Here is a 21,357-nt window from a genome sequence, read left to right as displayed (position 1 = left end):
TAGTAGCGAGAAAAAGCCCGGAAGGAGAAATGGAACTTATGCTGCAGCTGACCGGTAGACTCAAAGCTAAGAAATCGAAGCCGTATGTGGTATAATTTCAGGTACATGCAAACAGATTTTCAGGGCGGACGAAATTCGAAGGAGGTAGATCCACAGTGTCGAATCCGGGTGAGAAGCAGCATCACACATATCAAGATTGGTTGTCATGGGACGGCGCTTGGGAGTTAATTAGTGGTAAGGCATATAACATGTCTCCAGCTCCCACAGCCCTTCATCAATTTGTTGTAGGCGAGCTGCATTTCGCACTTCGAACGCTTTTGCAGAATCGGAATTGCTACGTGTTTGTCGCTCCGTTCGATGTGTTCTTCAGTGAAAGTCATCAATATGATTCGCCTAATCATGTGACGCAGCCGGATCTGTCGGTAGTATGCTCCAAAAGCCAGATCTCCAAGAACGGCTGTCACGGTGCTCCGACGATGATTATCGAAGTGCTGTCACCTTCAACAGCGCTTAAGGATTTCAATGAGAAGTTCAATCTATATCAGAAATATGGCGTACAGGAATATTGGATCGTGGATCCCGGCAATCGCACGGTTCATGTTTATGCTCTGCAGGATGGCGAATACCAGGTACGCGATTTATATACGGAGCAGGATAACGTGCGGTCAAATGTGTTCAAGGATTTGCAGATATCGCTCGGCAAGCTGTTCAACTTGGAAGCTTAATACGCTAAAACCGATTCCCACGGGAATCGGTTTTATTTTGCTCCAGATGCTAAGCACCTGAGCCGTTCGAGGCCCAGCCGCGCACAGTAGCAGGGTACAGCCAGTAACTGGTGCTTGACAAGCTGCCTAAGCTACCTTATGATTCATTATGTACTTTTCATTGATAATGATAATCATTTATATTTACATAAAATAGGGAGTGTGTTGAAGTTGCGTATACGGAAGTGGTTTGCACCAATGATGAGTGTGGTATTGACGGCCGGTCTGCTGGCAGGCTGTGGTGCCGAGAAGAATGCTGAAGGAGCTTCAGAGGGCGGCAAGGAAGCGGAGAAAGTGATTAACGTGTATTCATCCCGCAGTTATGATGTAGATAAGAAGCTGTTTGCGAAATTTACGGAGGATACTGGCATCCAGGTTAAAGTCATTGATGGCAAGGCTGAAGAGCTGATTGAACGACTGAAGCGGGAAGGTGAGAACACCCAGGCGGATCTGTTTATGACGGTTGACGGCGGTGTCCTCAACACGGCGAAGCAGGCGGATGTACTCCAGCCGGTTGTTTCCGAGACCGTGGACGCTCAGGTGCCTCAGGAGCTCCGCGACCCGGATAATCAGTGGATTGGCCTGTCGAGCCGTGCACGTGTCATTGTGTATTCCAAAGACCGCGTAAAGCCGGAGCAATTGTCCACATATGAAGATCTCACAACTCCCGCATGGAAGGACAAAGTGCTGGTCCGTCCATCGTCCAATCTGTACAATCAATCCCTGCTGGCTTCCTTCATTGAATTGGAAGGTCCTGAGAAAGCAGAGGAATGGTCAAAAGGACTGGTAGCGAATCTTGCTCGCACACCCGAAGGCAGTGACCGTGACCAGGCAAAAGCGATTGTAGCCGGTGTCGGTGATGTCGCCCTCATGAACACCTACTATGTCGGATTGCTGCTGAACTCTGCAGATCCGGAAGAAGTGAGGGTTGGAGAGCAGGTCGGCGTATTCTTCCCGAACCAGGGTACAACAGGCACACATATCAATGTGAGCGGCGCTGCGCTGACCAAGCATGCCAAGAACAAGGATAACGCCGTGAAGCTGATTGAATTCTTGACAGCCAAGGAAGCTCAAGGTATGATTTCGAAAGAAAACTACGAGTTCCCGGTGAACAAGGAAGCGGAAATCCCTGAACTGTTGAAATCATGGGGCAGCTTCAAAACCCAGGCAATTGAGCTTGGCAAACTGGGAGAACATAACGCGAAAGCCGTAGAAATAATGAACAAGACGGGTTGGAAATAACACATGTCCTTCAGACAGATCAAGGCATATATCAAGAGAAATCTTAATGGCTGGTGGATCGTCAGCATTTTGGGGGCAGCAGTGATACTGCTGCCTATTTTGTTTGTATTCCTATCGATCTTTGAAACCCCGAGCGAGCATTGGGCTCATATTAAGGAATATCTGGTCAAGGATTATGTCATTGAGACATTGACGCTGACCTTCATTACAGCTATCACGACCACACTGCTGGGTGTCAGTCTGGCCTGGTTCGTCACTGTTTTTGATTTTCCGGGTAGAAAAATACTCCGCTGGGCCTTGGTACTGCCTCTGGCTGTACCGCCATATATTGGTGCCTACACGTACAGCACGATGTTCAGCTATACTGGCGTGGTACAGGTAACGCTGCGGAACTGGGGCTTCCATCCCTCTCAGGACTGGATTTCCTTGACATCCATGCGCGGAGCCGTGGTTGTATTTACCCTGTTTTTGTACCCTTATGTTTATCTGGTTACACGGTCCTTTCTGGAGCGGCAGAGTGCCTCCTATATTGAGAATGCAAGGCTTCTTGGGCGAAACGGGATGTCCATTTTCTTTTGGGTGGCCATGCCGATCTGCCGTCCGGCCATCGTGGGCGGATTGAGTCTGGTCGTCTTCGAAGTGTTGAGCGATTACGGCGTGACCCAGTATTTCGGACTGCAGACGGTAACCACAGCCATTTTTAAAACCTGGTTCGGTATGTATGATGTCAATTCCGCTATGCGCCTTGCGGCCTGGCTGATGGTTATTCTTGCAGGGTTCTTTTTGATCGAACGTGTTCTCCGGCGCCACCGGAAGTACAGCGCAAGTACGAGCAAATCCAAACCGCTGCAGCCGATCAAGCTGGGCAGTGTAAAGGGTACAGCGGTTCTTCTGTTCGGTATGGTGGTGCTGGCTGCCGCGTTTGCTGTACCGATTCTTCAACTGATCGTGTGGGCTACGTGGACGTATCAGGATGTATGGAATGATCAGTTCATGTTCTTTATTGGAAGAACTTTGTATACTGCTGCCGTTTCCACAGTCATCATCATGCTGCTGTCCCTCATTGTCGGCAGTGCAACCCGTTCTCGCTCCTGGGGCTCAGCACTGCTCTCGAGAACGGTTATCGCCGGATATTCCATTCCCGGGGCCATTATCGCTATTGGTGTGCTCGGTGTATTTTTAAGCTTGGATCAGGTTTATGGTGAGGTGTACCGCCTGTTGGGTGGAAAAGGAACACCTGTCGTACTAAGCCTCACGGCCGCCATGCTGATCTTCGGGTATGTGATCCGGTTCATGGCTACCGGTTATAATGCGGTGGAAGTCGGCTTTGAAAAAACCGGAACCCGGTACAGTGAAGCATCCCGGTTGCTCGGACGCAGCAGGCTGTATACCTTCTGGAGAGTGGATCTCCCTTTAATTAAGGGAGCGGTTCTCAGCGGTTGTATTCTAACCTTTGTTGAAATCTGCAAGGAGCTTCCGCTGGCACTGCTGCTGCGTCCGTTTGATTTTGAAACCCTGTCCACCAGAACTTATCAGTATGCCAACAATGAGCAGATCCATGAGGCAGCTATTCCTTCTCTGCTCATCATCGGCATCAGCTTTATCTCCGTATATGTACTTCATTATCTAGACAAGAGGTGGGAGACATGAGTGTTGTTGATATCGATCAGCTTGAATTCAGTTATGATCGTAAGTCCAAGCCTGTCATTCAAAAGCTGTGCCTGAACATAGAGCAGGGCGAGATTGTCGGTATTGTCGGGAGCAGCGGCAACGGAAAGAGCACGCTGCTTCGCCTGATTGCAGGGCTTGAAGTTCCGTCAGCAGGAGTAATCCGTATTAATGACAAAACAGTAAATGATAAGTCGACCTTTATCCAGCCTGAGCACCGAGGGGTCGGCATGGTTAGTCAGGATTACGCGCTCTTCCCCCATATGAATGTTGCCAGCAATATCGCCTTCGGTCTGCATCGTATGCCGCGCAAGAAACGCCAGGAGAGAGTGCAGGAGCTGATGGAACTGATTCAGCTGAAGGGCTATGAAGACCGTTATCCCCATGAACTCAGCGGCGGTCAGCAGCAGCGGGTTGCTCTGGCGCGCACAATGGCACCCCGTCCAAGTGTGGTATTGATGGATGAACCGTTCAGCAGCCTGGATGCTGAGCTTAAGCAGTCTATACGTAGTGAGCTTCGGGATATTGTCAAAGCTGAAGGGATGACCTGCTTGTTTGTCACGCATGATCAGGCAGATGTCGAGGATATGAGTGACCGTTATATACGGTTAGGCCAATAAGCTTGAAATTCATACAGCAGCCGGTGCGAGTCATGCTCAGCCGGTTTTTTTTGCTGTCTGCGGACCTGATGATTAGACGAGATGAATTTTGTTATGATATGATTCACGCGTACAGGAAAAATCAAGGAGATGAGGGAGAAACATCATCTTTTGTCACCTGAACGAGTTGAACCATGCAAAGGAGTACATAATGATGGCAGAAAACAAACCTCAACGAAGTACGTTTCATAAAAGACTGGAATACATGGTGGATACATTAAGGAAGCATATTGTAACCGGCAAGTACGGAATCGGCGACCTGCTGCCGTCTAACTCGGAACTGGGGCAGATATACGGACTTAGTAAAAATTCTGTCCGCAAAGGCCTGGATATTTTGAGTGAGGAAAAATTAATCACCCGTCTTCCCAAAGTCGGAGCCAAGGTTGCGAATCCCCAGAATCGGGATATGCTGACCATTACATTGGGCTGTTACAACAACATGGTGAGAGAAGCCCGGCTGAATGAAATCCTGAATGCGTTTCACATACGGTATCCTCATATTAAAGTGCAGACGCTGATTCTACCGTACGACCCTTATTTCAAGACGGTCCAGGAATACATCGATAATGACTGGCTGGATGTCATGATGATCAATCATAGTGATTTTGATTTCTTTCAGGACGAAACAGGATCTCAATTGTTAGACGAGTTGGTGCCTATACCAGGTATTTATAAATGTATAGCAGAAGCATTTACATATGAAAATCGTTTGCTTGCAGTCCCTTTTATGTTCTCGCCCATAATACTCGGTTACAACAAGACCCATTTTGCACAAAGCCATCTGGCAGAGCCGAACAGCAGCTGGACATGGGACGATCTGAGACAAGCAGCGGCCAGGCTGAATGAAGATCACGGCAGCTTCGGGTTTTATTATCACATGCAATCCAGCAACCGCTGGCCTGTAATGCTGCTGCAGAACGGATTTCGATCTGGGGAAGCAGGAAACAACAGCAAATCAGCTAAGGAACGCTTCATTGACAGCATTGAACTGTGCCGGAATCTGGTAGTTAACCAGCCTTATTCACCACTTCATTTCTCGGAAAGTAATTCGGATGTGGAAGAGCTGTTCATGCGGGGCAAAGTGTCCATGATTTTATGTACATATTATAGTCTCAATAAAATGAAAAATGGGGAAATCGATTATGATATCGCACCTCTTCCCATGATTCATGAACCTAAAACGCTGCTGCTGACGACAGGCCTTGCTATCAATTCAAAATCAAAAGAAAAGAATGCAGCCCGCCTCCTGCTGGATTTCATGCTTTCCACAGAAGCACAGATGATAATCCGGAAACAGACACTTTCGATTCCAAGCCTGGAAAGAGCGGCAGAATGGACAGGAGAAGAAGTGATGAAGCGGCCATCCCGATACCACATGTATCGTGAGATCATACCGACGTTCCGATTTATGAGGGATTTAAACCTTCACAACCGTGACATGATAACCATCCGTAAAGAATTGAAGCTGTTCTGGGCAGGTATGGAAGATGCCGATTCCGTGTGGGATCGCCTGCAGCCTATCCTGGAATCGGGATATCGATCGGAGAGATAGTCCCTATATGAATATATAGGACTATTTTTTTGAACTTTTCAAATGATCTCAAGATGATCTTAATAAAATAGTTAACACAGGTGTTGTAGCATGAATAACAACCTGATATGATCTAGTTGTGATCAAGATGTGATCATGACACGTCAACTTGTAAGCGGATTCAAGGTGTGAACCAAATACGAAACAGGGAGATGAAGGAATTAATGAGAAGAACATCATTCAGCAAGGCAGTATCAGTTATGATCATCACTGCACTACTGCTGACCATGGCCCCGTGGCCTTTCCAGGGGGGACAGATTTATGGAGATGCGCAGAGCCAGATCGTTCCGATTAACATTGTGAATGGAGACTTTGAGGGCGAAATTGTCAATGGAAGGCCGGAGGGCTGGAAATATTGGAGCGGCGGCACCGCATCCGGCATGTCGGTCAGCGAGTCGGTGTATCAATCTGGTAATCGAAGCATTGCATTGAATGTTGATAAGAAAAATGTGGGTGCAGAAAGTACACCATTTGCAGTCCAGGAAGGTGAAATTCTAAACGTCACCGCAAGTGTATATGTGGATGAGTTCAGCACGACAAATGCAAACGGCGGGGTAGAGATGTGGGTTCGATATTTCAAATCGGATCAGATCGTTGAGTCCAATCGAATTTTAAAAGATACAAGATTTAAAATCCCGGCAGATGAGGTCGTAACGGGACAGTGGACACAGCTGGGAGGAGATACGCTGCCTGTACCTGCAGAAGCCAAGTATGCGATTGTGTTTCTGTATGTACATAAAGACAATATTTTCTCAGGATATTATGATGACATTCAAGCCGTGAAATATGTTACGAATGAAGAGGAGGAAGGCTCTCCGCTCAATGCAGGCTTCGAACAGCCGGTTATTGGCGGCAATATTCAGGGCTGGACGGTAAGTCCGAATCCGGCAAACGAAAACGCAGGTGCTGTGATCAGCCAGGAGCAGGCAGCAGGCGGCAGCAGCAGCAGCTTGAAAATTACAGATAACAACAATTCCCGTGCGGTCACAGCCTATAGTGACTATATGGATGTTGCAGCAGGAAAGACGTATGCTGCATCCACCGATCTGTACATCGCTGAAGGGTCCGGCAGAATCTATATTAAATTTTATGACACAGCTAACCGGGAAGTAGGGTCAATCAGTCAAGGAGCGGAGTCTCCACTTGGTGAGTGGAACCGGGTTAGAGTTGAAGGCAAGGCACCTGAAGGAGCAGTGAAAGCCCGGATCCTGCTGTATTCCGGACTAACGAGTGTCAATGTCGAAGCCTATTACGATAATGTGGTCTTCGAGGAAGCCACTGTTTTAACGATGCCGACCGAATTCGGTCAGCCGGTTTCGCTTGGAGATGCTACGGTGGTAGCGAAAACGAACGGCGGAGCCATCGGCAGTGGTGAAATTTATTTTGGAGCCAGCGGAGCTCCAGCACAATTCTACGTTCTGGATGCAGTGACCGGCAGCGTGAAGTTTACAGCTCCAATTCCTACTACGGATGTTATCTGGGCAGTAACCGTCGGATCAGACGGCAATGCTTATTTAGCGGGAACGAAAACCGGGATTATGTACCGCTACAACAGAGCGGAGCAAAAGCTGGAGAGTCTGGGAGAGAATCCGTCCAACAAATGGATCTGGGACCTGGATGCCAGCTCTGACGGGAAAATATACGGATCTACTTACCCTGATTCCAAAGCATTCGTATACGATATTGAAACCGGGGAGTACTTTGATTACGGAACGCTCAAGCCAGGGCAGGAATATGTCCGAGGCTCCGGTGTCACCGATAAATATTTTTATGCCGGCATTACAACGATTGGCCATTTGATCCGGATCGACCGTGAGACGGGTGAAAAGGTGGAGATTAAGACTCCGATCACGGGAATCCGGGCAGGTATCTCAAGTATTGTGGTGTATGACAAGAAAATGTACCTTACGCACGGCACTTCACTGCTCATTATGAACGAGGAAGACGACAAAACAGAATACAGCACCGTCAAGCGTCTTTTATATGAAGATGATGATGCCTCAGACGGTAAAATTTCACCGCCATCACCTTATAATAGCGAACTGATGTACTACCGAAACCAGCATACCTCGGAATTATGGACCTATAACAGAGAGACTAACGAAACGGCACCTGTAATGCCAAAAGTCTCCCTGCCCGACAAACAGCTCATCACCATGAACTGGGTGGAACTGACGGAAGGCCCTGACGCAGGACGCCAGGTGCTGTCCATACTGAATAATGAAGTGGATCATATGGTATTCGATCCCCAAACGCACACCCTGGATATCAACCAGCCTGATGTGGAGAAAAGCGGTATCGAAATCAACTCCATGGAGCTGGGGCCTGATGGCAAGTTCTATATGGGCGGCTACCAGGGAGCAATGAGTATTTACGATAACAACAAGGGTTATTTTGAAAGACAAGAAAAAGAGCCTCATCAAATCTCCAGCACCGGATTCTTGAACAACAAAGTATACTTCGGCTTGTACGGTGGAGCGGTCATATGGCGTTATGATCTTTCTCAGCCTTACAATCTGGGAGTGAATCCGGGATTCTTCCACGATATTCCGAATATGCAGAGCAGAACCATGACTTTTACGAGCGGGGATGATCATCTGTTCGTAGGTTCGGTTGCCGATTATGGGCAGCTTGCAGGAGCTCTTACTGTATACAACGAGCCTGCAGACCAATGGAATACGTACCAGGACGTTGTTAAGAATCAGAGTGTTATCGGTCTTGCTTATAAAGAGGGGAAAGTGTACGGAGGAACCTCGATCTGGGGAGGACTGGGCATTGATATCACGGAAACAGAAGCCAAACTGTTTGAATGGGATGTAGCATCCGCAACGAAGACGGCGGAGCTGATTCCTAATGTACCAGGCTTTAGTCCGAAGATGATTGGCGAACTGAGCATTGGACCTGATGGTAATCTGTACGGCATTATGTGGGGAGAATCGCCGCAATCCAGCAACTCCTCCGCCTTGTTCGTTATGGATCCGGAGACGAAGGAAGTCCTGCGCTACGAAATTTTGACAACAGGCCAAAAGGCCAGTGACTGGCGCCCATTCTTCCTCTACTGGGGACCGGATGGATTGCTGTATACTACGATCGGAAGACAGCTTATTGTCTTCGATCCTGAGACATTGGCTTACAACAAGCTGATTGATGCTGATGTGCACGTGATGGCGCTGGGACCTGACGGAAGTGTGTATTACAAAAATGGTGCTCAGCTCATGAGACTGCCTGTGCGGATGACCGGAGCTTCAATAAGCCCAGAGTCCGCATCCGTCGAAGTCGGAAAGTCCATAGAATTGCCTGTTACCCTGCAGCTCATGAACGGTTTGACAGGCAATGCAGATGGTACAGAAATTACGTATCATGTCAGTGATCCATTGATGGCTTCTATAGAAGATGGTGTATTGCAGGGACTGAAGGAAGGCACTGTCAGCATTTACGCATCGGTTGTTCAGGACAGTGCGGTTGTTTCCACAGATCCTGTAACAGTTACTGTAACAGCAGCAGAAGATCCAGAGGAAGAAGAGCCTTCAACGCCAAATCCTCCGGTAACAAACCCGCCAGTGTCAACGCCTGTTAATCCGCAGAACCCATCTCTGCCTGGAGCGGGGACGCCAGTTGGACAGGGTGAACAAGAAGTGAGTGCCGCAGAGCTTCGGCCGAATTCTAATAGCGCAGGCGGCAGTGTGACGATCAAGCTGGAGGCAGGGAAAACCGCTGCTGTTCTTCCAAACCAGGCTGATGAATGGCTGGGTGAGCATGATCTTAATGTTGTGTTTGAACAGGGAAGCATAAGCATACCTGTTTCTGTCTTGAAAGCGCTGAAAATGCTTGATCCACAAAACACAAACGCACAACTTGTCATCAGTATGGAAGAAGTCCAGACATCTATACCGGCTCCGGGCGGGAACGAATATAAACCCGCATCCCCTGTGCTGAACTTTAATCTTTACCTGCGCAGTTTAGACGGTAAGGAACAACAACTAAATGCCTTTGAGGAGCCTGTTGAAGCGGTATGGGAATACCGCGGTGATGAGGTGGATGAGGAACTCATTGGCGTGTATGAGCTTGACAAGCAAACCAGACAGTGGAACTATGCGGGCGGCCAAGTGCTGCCAGATCGTGAAGGAATTCAGCTGAAGCTGGATCATGCCGGTTCTTACAGCGTGTTTGAATATAACAAATCTTTTAATGATGTACCGAATACACACTGGGCTTACCGTCCGCTGAAAATTCTTGCTGCAAAGCATATTGTCAAGGGCATTACAGATGAATCATTTGAGCCTCGTAAAATAACAACAAGAGCTGAATTTACTGCACTGCTTGTCAGAGCACTCGGAGTACAAACGGTGAATGCTGATTCTTCATTCAATGATGTTCCGGCCAATGCATGGTATGCAGGTGAAGTTGCTGCAGCAGCACAAGCCGGATGGATTCAAGGGGTATCCCAGGACAGCTTTGCTCCATCTGAAGAAATTACCCGTGAGCAAATGGCAGTATTGCTGGTCAGAGCATTTGAATCCATGTCGGGAAAGGACATTCCTCTCAATTCTGACCTTTCTGGTTACGCTGACAGCAGTCAAGTGTCAGAGTGGGCACAAACTGCGGTGAATAAAGCGATCTCCATGGGACTTATGCAGGGTAGAGCCGAAAGTCTTTTCGATCCAGGCATGGCTGCAAATCGGGCGGAAACTTCGCAATCCATCTTTAACTTCTTAAAGATGAATTAATTTCAGGGGCATTCGCCCAAACCATTTCAAACACTCCGGCATACTGTGTATTAGCCTACTCAATAAGGAGTGTTATGAAATGGGTTTTTTCCCACCGTTCGGACCGTTTAATCCTCCAGGACCACCGGGCCCGCCCGGGCCGCCTGGACCTCCAGGACCTCCGGGACCGCCACCAGGGCCACCTGGACCGCCACCGGGACCACCCGGGCCAGGGCCGTTCCCGCCATCAGGTTTGGGACCGACGTCACCTCCTACTGCGCCGCCGCCGTCCTTTCAGCCACAGCAGTCTCCGTCTGTGATGGCTGTGGACCCCGGGGCCATCAGAGGCTGCCTGTACCGCAATACTTACGTCTGGCTGAATAATGGAGAAAACTTCTGGTTCTATCCTATTTTTGTGGGACGCAATTCGGTGTCCGGTTTTCGCTGGTCGGGACGTTTCTGGTATTACTTTGGTATTGATTTGAGAAGAATCAGCTCTTTCTCCTGCTTCTTCTAAGCTTCATCTATGTGTAAGAGCTCGGCGCCATCTGGTGCCGGGTTTCTTTATGTTCGTAATGCGTATGCTGCAATGGTACAATAAAGGGATGAAATAATGTATTTTCATACATATTTTTTTGAATACAGGAGGGACCTTCTATGCTGCAGTTTCCAAAACCCGATGTGGAACAGTATTTTCAAACCTATGTCATTCGTACCTTTGGCCTTAGTTCGGATGAGAAAAGATTAATGTTCAGCAGCAGTCTGAACGGCAAATACAATATATGGGCTATGAATTTGGAGGAAGCCGGGGGATTTCCATATCCGCTCACTTACAATGGACAGATGTGCAGTTTTATTAAGGCAGACCCGGAGGGCCGGCATATTCTTGCTGCTTTTGATCATGATGGAAATGAAAATTTTCAGCTGCATGCACTGCGCTGGAACGGGGGAACCCCCATGCCGCTTCTGGAAGATGCTGATCCGGAAGACAAGCAATATTTTGCCCATCTTACAGAGGATGGAAAGAGACTTTATTACAATACATCCAGAGATAATCCATCGTTTTTGAACAGCCGTATCTATCATCTGGATTCCAAGCAGGACGAGCTGATTCTGGAAGGGACGGATACCGCGACCGAGCTTGCAGCAGTGAGTCCCGATGAAACCAGCTTTATTTATACCAAAATGTATGCTAACACCTACTATATCAGTTACTGTCGTATCAACGGCCAGGACCACTCTCTGACACCTTCACCCGATGTGGTTCATACGGCCGGTGACCCGCTGTATACGGACAATGATACCGTATTATTCGTGACAGACTATGAGTCTGACTATAGTTATATCGCCGAATATAATCTGAATACCCATCAGTTTTCTCCCCTTATGCAGCTCGAAAACGAAGGTGTAAAATCGATCAAATATCACAAGGAATCCAGAACACTGTACATCGTGACAGAGAAGGGTGTGGAGGACGGCCTGTATGCCTATCATCTGGAAGCTGGAACACTGGCGCAGATCCCGCTGCCGTCTGATATTGTGGAGCAGCTCGTTGTGGGTAAATCGGGACAGCTCTACCTGCTGGCACGCGGAGCGGTTAAACCGCATAATATTTACCGGTATAGGGATGGAGCCTGGAATATGCTGACCCGGAACGTGATGACTGGACTGGCGGAAGAGGATCTGGTTTATCCGGAAACCATAACCTATAGCTCCTTTGACGGAATGGAGATTGAAGCTCTTTTATATCGTGCAAAGGATGAACTGGCTAACGGAAATACGGTCTTTTGGCCTCATGGCGGACCGCAGGCTGCGGAACAAAAGCAATTTCGGGCGATGTTCCAATACATCCTTGCCCGTGGTTATCATATTTTCTGTCCCAATTTCCGGGGGAGTACGGGCTATGGCAGTGCCTTTGTCAAAATGGTGGAGCAGGACTGGGGAGAAGGACCGCGAAAGGACTGTCTAGCCGGCATGGAGTGGTTGTTTGGCCAGGGCATTTCCAGCAGAGAACGACTCTTCGTTATGGGCGGCAGTTATGGCGGCTATATGACCCTGCTTCTGGCTGGACGCAATCCCGAATATTTCCGGGCAGCCATCGACATTGTCGGCGTGAGCAACCTGTTCACGTTTTACAATTCGGTGCCAGAACATTGGAAGCCGATCATGCAGCGCTGGATTGGAGATCCTGAACAGGATCGAGAACGGTTTATTAAGGATTCGCCGATTACGTATCTGGACCAAATGGTCAATCCTATGCTGATTATTCAGGGGGCAAATGACCCGCGTGTGGTCAAGGAGGAATCAGATCAAATCGTTGAGGCATTGCGTGAAAAAGGCAGGGAAGTGGAGTATCTGGTCTTTGAAGATGAAGGCCATGGCATTACTAAAAAAGAAAATGAAAAGCTCGCATATGCCCGTATATCAGAGTTCCTGGACCGGCACAGCGTGAAATAAACTGAAAGGGGTGTCCTTTAAGCCGTAAAACGGCCTAAAGGACACCCCTTTTTAAGAAAATATAAGTTCGTTACCGAACTGAAAGCTGGCTATTCCAGATCGTATTTGGGATTCCATAGTCTAACGCCATCATCTTCAATGACGCCCAGCACCACATCTGAAATATCAGTGTCAGACATCAATTTTGCAGCAATCCGTGTCTTAGACTGGGTAGCTTCTTCGAGGGTCATCCCTTTACGAAGCTCGATGTTGGCTTCCACATGATACGTACGGCCCTCCTGTAGTATGCGCAGCCGACTGATATCGGTCACATCACGATCGGATAAAATCAGACCGGATACCTTCTCCTCCACATCTTGGGGCGCTGCAACACCGATCAATCCCACCATATTATCGTAACCGACCTTGTAAGCTACACCAACCATAAGGAAACCGATAAGAATGGTAGCGATCCCGTCTAACAGGTTGAAATCTGAGAAATTAGCGAAGATGACCGCAATCAGTGCTAGCAGTGCGCCAAGCGTAGCAACAATATCTTCATAAAAGACCAGCCGCGTAGGAGGGGCAGCACGCCGGGCGTTCTTGAACGCTGCTGCGATTAGGCTTGTTCCGGTCCTGTCTGCTTTGGTCTCCTTTACAATTTCTTTCATCGCCTTAAACAGAATGGAGCCGTCAATAAGAACCGCAATAAGAAGAACGATAAAGTTCAGCAAGAAATTGGTGGAGTCCTCGGGATGTTTCAGAAGCTTGAAGCCTTTGAGAATCGTCTCATAAGCCATGACGGTAACCACAATGACAGCTACCATACAGAAGAGGTTGATGACTCTTCCGAAACCGGTCGGAAATTTTTTGGTCGGTTTTTTCTCGGCAAGCACACTGCCAATAAACACAAAGCCTTGATTGATTGCATCCGCTACCGAATGCATAGCCGAGGCAAACATCGTTCCGCTGCCGCTGATGCTTGCCGCGATGGCTTTGATGATTGCAAGAACCGTGTTGCCCAGAGCAGCAATTCCGGATGAGGTATTGCCCTTTTTGATCATTTGAGTCAGCTGTTTCAATGTCATTCCTCCGTTTATGTATCTTTCTTTTTCCATTAGAGATATACTTGCGGAATTTCAACATGGTTGCAAATATATTCGCATAAGATGATTTACACCAAAATATAATTAAATAAGCAAGCGCAAATCGAAAACCAGGGAGGAACGTTATGAAAACGCTAACAGGCCTGGATGGGATGCAGAGCCAAGGCGACCCAACTAAGGATATGGGGCTGGTGATCTGCGCCGGTTGTGATGAACTGATTGATACACTGCCCACGGACGGAGTAAAAATTTTTCACAGTCAATGCGGACGGGAAGAGTGCAAAAGCCGAATTTCGGAAGAGTGGTAAAACAGCAGCGGAATAAAAAGACGTACGGCAGTCGAGCCGTACGTCTTTTTAATGGGCAAATACAGGAAAAACACGTTTTTATTTTTAAAATCAGGTTAAATAATGTTGCATATTAAATATATATGACGTATTATATAGCAAATGTTATTTTTAATATGATTATTAAAATCCGTTAAGGAGGAGAAATCATGGAGAAGCTATCCAGCGATACAGGACAGGTAAAGGGAGTAAACCATGATTTAGGGCAGGTGATCTGCTCCAAATGCGGCAAGTGGATCGGCTCGCTGCCTACGAACGGGGTGAAAATCATTCACGGATACTGCGGAATAGGATCATGTGGAGCGGTGAAGACGTTTGTACAGGAGGGGTAAACATCGAACTGACAGCCAGACAGATGGAAATTGTTAATGTCGTAAAGAAGCACGCTCCCATTACCGGGGACCAGATTGCGGAGATGCTGAATGTAAGCCGTGCCACGCTGCGTACTGACCTGTCGAAGCTGGTGATTCTGGATTATATTGATGCCAAACCGAAAGTGGGTTATTTTCTGGGTAATCGCGGTACGGCAGAGCGGGAACAAAAATTAGGGCTGTTAGAAATGAAGGTAGGAGATCTGCATGGTGCTCCCATCATTATCCGGGAGACGACAACGATTCATGAAGCCGTTGTATCCCTGTTTTTAGAAAATGTAGGGAACCTGATCGTTACCGATGCGGACGGACATCTCGCCGGAATCGTCTCCCGGAAAGACCTCCTGAAAGTAACGCTCGGCAATCCAACAGCTTCGTCCATGCCAGTCAGCCTGATCATGACCCGGCGTGCCAATGTGACCACTGTACAGCCGGAGGATACGGTTCTGGAGGCAGCACGAAAGATCATCGGCCACCAAATTGACAGCCTGCCTGTGGTCATTAAATCTGAGGATGATAACCCGGATGCCTGGAAAGTAGTGGGCCGCATAACGAAAACGAATATTATCAAAATGTTGCTCGATATGGTCTCAGAAGAGTAGTGGGAGGAATGGGATGAATCAGTCACCAGCTCATTTTATTGCAATATGCTCGGATTCAATTGGCGAAACGGCTGAGGCAGTCGTTCAAGCAGCTCTTCGCCAGTTTGAGCTCGAACATGCTGAAGTAAAGCGGTATATGAATGTACGAGATGAAGATGAAGTGGTACAGATCATGAAGGAAGTTTCCAGTAAAAACGGGGTGATCGCGTATACACTGGTTCAACCGGAACTGCGTGAAGTGATCCGTGAAGAAGCAGTTCGCCTGAATGTACGTGCAGTAGATATTATGGGGCCGATGATGCAGGCGATTGCTGACACCTTCAATGACTATCCTAAGCGGATGCCGGGACTGCTTCACCGGCTGGATGACAGCTACTTTCGCCGGGTGGAAGCGATGGAATTCGCGGTGCAGTACGATGACGGAAAAGATGTGGGTGCGATTCTGAAAGCAGATGTTGTTCTGCTGGGTGTTTCCCGGATCTCCAAGACACCGTTATCCATGTTTCTTGCTCATAAAGGGTATAAAACCGTGAATTATCCGATCGTTCCGGAAATTTCGATTCCATCACAGCTGGCAGAAGTCACAACTGGCAAAGTGTTCGGTCTAACCATGGATGCACATCATCTGCTCAAAATTCGAACAGAGCGGTTGAAGGTGATGGGACTGCCGAATGAAGTGCAGTATACGGCACTCGACCGTATTCAGGAAGAGCTGCAGTATGCCCACAATCTGTTTCGTCAATTGCAATGTCCTGTTATTGATGTCACGGATAAAGCGATCGAAGAAACGGCTGGATTAATTATTAGCTCACTCAATCATGAAGGAAGTACTTCAAAAATATAAAGCTGGGGAGGGATTTATAGTGGAGAGTCAACTGGCACTAGATCTGGTAAGGGTAGCAGAGGAAGCAGCACTGGAGTCGGCCCGTTGGACGGGCAGGGGAGACAAAAACAGCGCAGATGGAGCAGCCACCACCGCCATGAGACAGCACTTCGATACCGTTGCGATGGATGGCGTTGTGGTGATTGGTGAAGGAGAAATGGATGAAGCGCCGATGCTGTATATTGGAGAGCGTATTGGCAGCAGAAAAGGGCCGCGGATGGACATTGCTGTAGATCCGCTGGAGGGAACAGAGACGGTGGCTAACGGTTTGAACAATGCTATTTCTGTGATCGCTGCCGCACCACAGGGAAGTTTGCTGCATGCTCCAGATATTTACATGCATAAGCTCGCGGTTGGTCCAGCACTTGCCGGACAGCTGAGCCTGGAGGATCCTATCGAAGAAACTCTCGCGAAAACCTCCCGCATACTAGGTAAATCCTTATCAGAGATTACGGTCTCCATTCTGGACCGGGAACGGCATCAGCCGATGATTTCAGCTCTGAGAACATCAGGCGTACGAATTAAGCTGCTGAGCCATGGCGATGTGATGGGAGCTATAGACACGTGTACGGACAGTGGTGTTGACTTGTATGTCGGATCAGGGGGGGCTCCGGAAGGTGTCCTGGCTGCAGCCGCATTGCAATGTCTGGGCGGTGAAATACAGGGCAAGCTGATTCCTGGGAGCCGGCAAGATGTTCTGCGCTGCCAGAACATGGGCCTTCAAAACCCGTCTCAGATGTTAAGGATGGAAGATATGGTCGGCAAAGAAGGTGTGCTGTTCATCGCTACCGGGGTTACCCCCGGAGACTTTCTTCCGGGTGTAAGATTCCTTCCACGGGGCCGTGCCGAAACGCATTCTGTCATCATGTACTCGTCCACACGAACCGTCCGTTATATACGCAGTATCCACACATTAAAACCATCCGTTCATCCAATATACGCAGCTGTTTCCTCTTAAATCAGAAATCCCCGGTCATATTTGGGCCGGGGATTGTTTTATGGTACAAAAAAACATGTATTTTATTATTTATTTATAGTAAACTGAATCAATTGGTTGTATTCTCATCAATAAGCGTTACAATAGATAGTGAGACTTCATATATTTATGGTATCTTGTCAGTAGGAGTGAAATATTGATTACCCAGTCCTTAATCAACCAGATTGCCAGCTTCACGGGAAAGCTGTTAAGGGATCGTTTCGGTAAGGGTCCGGAATCCGTATATGTTTCAATCGGTGAACAATGCATAACCCTGCACATCCGGAATTTTATTGGTCCAGTTGAGAAATTTCTGCTTAGTAAAGAGGAAGAAAAGGCATTTCGCTATACCCGGGAATTGCTTATGAAATCCCTTCTACCTGAATTAACACATTATCTGAAGCTTGAAACAGGTATTGAGGTGGAAGAGATGTATTATGACTGGGGCCTTCATAATGCTACAGGCATCATTGTCGGATTATTTAAAAACTCCTTTCACTTTTCTCCACCCTATGACGGACAAGCCGAAGTTCACGCCCAGGTCGCACAGCTCACAGCACGGGTGCAGAAGCTCCCGGAACGCATCCATTCCTGGTGGATCAATCCCCGGACTCTCATTATCGTCCGCGAAGGCATTCTCATTCTTTTGGAGAAGGAATTGATTGATCTCGGTTACCAGGATGTTCTCAAGACTACCAAGCGTAAACTTGAGAAGAGAGTATTCGGACAGGATATCCGAATAGGCGAACTTGTTGGTAAAGAACTGGCGGATGTTTATGTAGATTGGGATTTTACGAGGGACAAAGGGATTGCAGCTTACATCTTTGACTGAAATGCATGATGACATAGATTTGAAATTTTGGTGGTAATCGTCCGGACATTTCTTAAAATGGATCGGCTATGAGCCAAAAAAGAGCCTAACAGGTTCTTTTTGGCTTTTTTCTGTTTAGGAGGAGGTTGATGATTTGACTTTGAGCGTGCTATGTGTCGAGGATAACCGGTTGAATATGCAGGTGATGCGTCATGTCATCAAAAGACTGCAGGGTGTTGTGCTCAGAGAAGCGGTCACGGCGGAAGAAGGAATCGAGATTGCCTTAACGGAGCGGATTGATTTGATTATTATGGATATCCAGCTCCCGGGAATCAATGGATTTGAAGCTTTGGAACGCTTGAAGCAGCACGAACAAACCTGTACTATTCCCGTTATCGCACTAAGCTCATTTGCTGAAAAAGCCGATATTGAACGCGGACTAGAAGCGGGGTTCACAGAATATGTGACCAAACCGATCCGTGCGGTACAGTTTATGAAACTGTTGGAGCAGTTGCTTGCAAGCGAGGAAGCAGAACTGAGTTAATACGGCGAGTGAGGCAGGAGCTAACAACATAGCGGCCGCAAAGGCTGATAGATACAGTAGAGAACGGTGCAAACCGTTCTTTTTGCTGTCCGGCACAGGATTCTTAATCTTGTGGCGGCAGGTATTTAAAAGAAGTTTATTTGGCGTTAAATTCGTGTAATGTTAAATGAGTATATAAATAGAGCATACCTTTTCTGAAAAGGGGTATGTTTTATTTTTTGGAAGGAATTATGATGTTTTTCCAGCGATAAAGATCACAAAATATGTTATATTCTCTATGGTAATACTTCGGAGAGGAATGAAGCTGAGTTGAGCCATGAAAAAAGCCGGGTTTTAGAGCAATTGATATCCGAGGGCAGCGCTTACCGGTCTTTATATGAAAACCATCCTGACGCCATATATATTATGGATACTGATGGAGTTTATCTTGATGTAAACCGGTCTACTGAGCAATTAACCGGATACAGCCGAGAGGAATTTTTGAAGCTGGTTCCCGGAGACTTGATATGTGAAGCTACGGAGGAGAACCGTGCAGAGAAAATTAAAGAATCATTAAACGGATGTCCGCAGCATCTGGAAATATTGTTCAAGCATAAAAGCGGTGAAATTCGAAATGCACAGGTTACCTATGTTCCGATCATTGTTGCCAATGAGACGGTTGGATTATATGGCATATCACATGACATTACTGAGCAAAAACGGGCAGAATCCCGATTATGGGAGATAGAAAACAAATTCAGAATTATTACAGATCATTCTCTGGATTTTATCTCCATGCATGAACCGGGGGGGCTTTTGCGTTATACCTATGCATCACCGTCCTGTATCAACCTGCTGGGGTATACTCCGGGAGAGTTGATCGGAACCAGCGCTTACGAATACTACCATCCGGATGATTTGAATGAAGTGGAAGATTATCTTAAGACAATTTTGACAAGCGAAGGTGTGTACACTGTAACTTACCGTGTCCGTCACAAAAATGGCAGATACATCTGGTTTGAAAGCACAGGTCGTTTCAGCTACGACACAGAAGGCAATGCCAGGCAGATTGTTGCAATTTCCCGTGATATTACAGAGAAAAGGGCGGCGCAGCGTCTGCTAGCCGAGAGTGAACAGCGCTATAAATCTCTATTCGATTATAATCCGTCCAGTGTATATTCTTTTGATCTGGAAGGGAACTACCAGTCGGTCAATCAGCAGATGGAAGCCCTGACCGGTTATACGGAAGAGGAACTGAAATCCATGAGCTTTCATCAGTTAGTAAGGGATTCAGATCTGTCTTATACCGCATCGCACTTTAATCTGGCCAGAGAGGGCAAACCCCAATATTATGAATGTTCCATCATTCGTAAAGATGGAGACGAACGGCGGATTCATGTTACTAATGTACCCATCATCGTTAACGGAAACATTGTCGGCGTATACGGGATAGCGCTGGATATAACAGAGCGGATTATTCATCTTCAGCAAATGGAGGAGCTTAGTGACCGTCATAGTTTGATCTTGAATTCCGTGATGGAAGGCATCTACGGTTTGGACCGGGATGGAAAAGCTATTTTCGTGAACCCTGCAGCTGTTAAAATGCTGGGATATACAACAGAGGAATTTATAGGAGCGAACATGCACGATGTGATGCATCATACTACTGCAGATGGGCTCCATCATGATCTCAAAGACTGCCCGATATTTAATACGCTCCAGGACGGACATCCACGTATTGTTAAGGAAGATGTGTTCTGGCGTAAAGACGGATCCAGCTTCCTGGTGGAATACCGTACCAATCCCATTTTTGATAAAGATGAAATTCAGGGAGTGGTAGTGGTCTTTCATGATATTACAACAGAGAGAGAAATTTTGAAGGCGAAGGAGTCGGCAGAGCGGACTGCACAGGCCAAATCTGAATTTCTGGCGATGATGAGTCACGAAATCCGGACCCCGATGAACGGGATGATCGGTATGGCGGATCTGCTGATGGACAGCGGCTTGACAGAGGAACAGCAGTCGTATGCGGAAATTCTGCGAAACAGTTCCGATTCTCTGCTCACGATTCTGAATGATATATTGGATTTCAGCAAAATTGAAGCAGGCAAAATGCAGCTGGTGCCCTCTGTCTTTGAACTGCAGGAGCTGATTCATTATGTTATGGGTCTGTTCCAGCAGCAGGCTGCAGTAAAGGGCCTGCGGCTTTCCTATCATATCGGGGAAGGACTGCCTGAGAAGGTCGAGGCTGACGCACAGCGGATCAAACAGATTCTGGTCAATCTGGTCGGCAATGCTGTCAAGTTTACTGAACAAGGAGAGGTTCATCTGTTGGTTGAGCCGGTCACACAGCATACAAACGGGAAGCTGACGCTAAAATTCTCGATCAGCGATACCGGTGTCGGTGTCCCTGCAAACAAGCTGGACCAGCTGTTTAAATCCTTCTCACAGCTTCATCCGGGAATTAACCGCAAATATGGGGGAACTGGCCTTGGCTTGGCAATCTGCAAACAGCTGGTAGAGCTGATGGGTGGTTCGATCTTTGTAGAGAGTCAGGAAGGGGAAGGAAGTACCTTTCAATTTCTGCTGCCGGTGATTCCGGTCAGGGAATGAGCAGGAAGCAATATATAATAGCAAACAAGGCGGTGCAGGGATATTATCTCTGCACCGCC

At 47.5% G+C, this 21,357-nt stretch carries 17 protein-coding genes; 16 read left to right on the top strand and 1 reads right to left on the bottom strand.

Translation table 11 applies throughout. The features are described from left to right. The first annotated feature begins 155 nt into the window (after positions 1 to 155). The 8 genes from HII30_RS09530 (at position 156) to HII30_RS09490 (ending at position 13,087) form a co-directional block, all read left to right on the top strand. Positions 156 to 725, top strand: coding sequence for a Uma2 family endonuclease (locus HII30_RS09530; RefSeq protein ID WP_169504796.1), 570 nt, complete (start codon positions 156 to 158; stop codon positions 723 to 725). Positions 726 to 935: 210 nt separating this feature from the next. Next, the gene (locus tag HII30_RS09525; RefSeq protein WP_425495986.1) at positions 936 to 2,006 is read left to right on the top strand and encodes a Fe(3+) ABC transporter substrate-binding protein; all 1,071 of its coding nucleotides are present in this window, start codon (positions 936 to 938) and stop codon (positions 2,004 to 2,006) included. A 3-nt stretch (positions 2,007 to 2,009) separates the two neighbouring features. Then, a complete protein-coding gene (locus tag HII30_RS09520) occupies positions 2,010 to 3,656 on the top strand; it encodes an ABC transporter permease (RefSeq protein ID WP_169504794.1) in 1,647 nt (548 codons plus the stop codon). Then, positions 3,653 to 4,294, top strand: a complete 642-nt coding sequence (locus HII30_RS09515) for an ABC transporter ATP-binding protein (RefSeq protein ID WP_169504793.1) — start codon at positions 3,653 to 3,655, stop codon at positions 4,292 to 4,294. Before HII30_RS09520 ends, HII30_RS09515 begins: the two co-directional genes overlap by 4 nt. A gap of 193 nt (positions 4,295 to 4,487) precedes the next feature. Then, positions 4,488 to 5,885, top strand: coding sequence for an extracellular solute-binding protein (locus HII30_RS09510; RefSeq protein ID WP_169504792.1), 1,398 nt, complete (start codon positions 4,488 to 4,490; stop codon positions 5,883 to 5,885). A 203-nt stretch (positions 5,886 to 6,088) separates the two neighbouring features. Beyond that, positions 6,089 to 10,651, top strand: a complete 4,563-nt coding sequence (locus HII30_RS09505) for an S-layer homology domain-containing protein (protein WP_169504791.1) — start codon at positions 6,089 to 6,091, stop codon at positions 10,649 to 10,651. A 79-nt stretch (positions 10,652 to 10,730) separates the two neighbouring features. Then, entirely contained in the window at positions 10,731 to 11,147 is a 417-nt protein-coding gene (locus tag HII30_RS21455) for a collagen-like protein (protein WP_211184514.1), read from the top strand. Positions 11,148 to 11,287: 140 nt separating this feature from the next. After that, complete coding sequence (locus HII30_RS09490) at positions 11,288 to 13,087, top strand: S9 family peptidase (protein ID WP_169504790.1); 1,800 nt, start codon at positions 11,288 to 11,290, stop codon at positions 13,085 to 13,087. 89 nt (positions 13,088 to 13,176) lie between these two features. On the opposite strand, the gene HII30_RS09485 is transcribed toward HII30_RS09490, so the two are convergent. Then, positions 13,177 to 14,130 (bottom strand): cation diffusion facilitator family transporter, encoded by a 954-nt coding sequence (locus HII30_RS09485; protein WP_246246231.1) that lies wholly within the window; start codon positions 14,128 to 14,130, stop codon positions 13,177 to 13,179. Positions 14,131 to 14,297: 167 nt separating this feature from the next. On the opposite strand from HII30_RS09485, the gene HII30_RS09480 reads away from it, so the two are divergent. From HII30_RS09480 to HII30_RS09445, 8 genes are all read left to right on the top strand, one after another. Next, on the top strand, positions 14,298 to 14,480 hold the full coding sequence (locus HII30_RS09480) for a GapA-binding peptide SR1P (protein ID WP_169504788.1): 183 nt from the start codon (positions 14,298 to 14,300) through the stop codon (positions 14,478 to 14,480). A 188-nt stretch (positions 14,481 to 14,668) separates the two neighbouring features. Next, a complete protein-coding gene (locus HII30_RS09475) occupies positions 14,669 to 14,851 on the top strand; it encodes a GapA-binding peptide SR1P (protein WP_169504787.1) in 183 nt (60 codons plus the stop codon). A gap of 23 nt (positions 14,852 to 14,874) precedes the next feature. Then, complete coding sequence (locus tag HII30_RS09470) at positions 14,875 to 15,492, top strand: helix-turn-helix transcriptional regulator (RefSeq protein WP_169504786.1); 618 nt, start codon at positions 14,875 to 14,877, stop codon at positions 15,490 to 15,492. A 13-nt stretch (positions 15,493 to 15,505) separates the two neighbouring features. Next, positions 15,506 to 16,336 (top strand): pyruvate, water dikinase regulatory protein, encoded by an 831-nt coding sequence (locus tag HII30_RS09465; RefSeq protein ID WP_169504785.1) that lies wholly within the window; start codon positions 15,506 to 15,508, stop codon positions 16,334 to 16,336. Between the two features lie 19 nt (positions 16,337 to 16,355). After that, positions 16,356 to 17,333 (top strand): class II fructose-bisphosphatase, encoded by a 978-nt coding sequence (gene glpX / locus HII30_RS09460; protein WP_169504784.1) that lies wholly within the window; start codon positions 16,356 to 16,358, stop codon positions 17,331 to 17,333. Between the two features lie 175 nt (positions 17,334 to 17,508). Continuing rightward, positions 17,509 to 18,183: a Na-translocating system protein MpsC family protein gene (locus HII30_RS09455; RefSeq protein ID WP_169504783.1), complete on the top strand. Its 675-nt coding sequence runs from the start codon at positions 17,509 to 17,511 to the stop codon at positions 18,181 to 18,183. Between the two features lie 133 nt (positions 18,184 to 18,316). Continuing rightward, entirely contained in the window at positions 18,317 to 18,706 is a 390-nt protein-coding gene (locus tag HII30_RS09450) for a response regulator (protein ID WP_169504782.1), read from the top strand. A gap of 309 nt (positions 18,707 to 19,015) precedes the next feature. Beyond that, complete coding sequence (locus HII30_RS09445; RefSeq protein ID WP_169504781.1) at positions 19,016 to 21,298, top strand: PAS domain-containing protein; 2,283 nt, start codon at positions 19,016 to 19,018, stop codon at positions 21,296 to 21,298. Positions 21,299 to 21,357: the final 59 nt, after the last annotated feature.

The organism is Paenibacillus lemnae, from assembly GCF_012933385.1.
Lineage (GTDB): Bacteria > Bacillota > Bacilli > Paenibacillales > Paenibacillaceae > Paenibacillus_AQ > Paenibacillus_AQ lemnae.
This window is presented reverse-complemented; position numbering and strand designations above follow the sequence as displayed.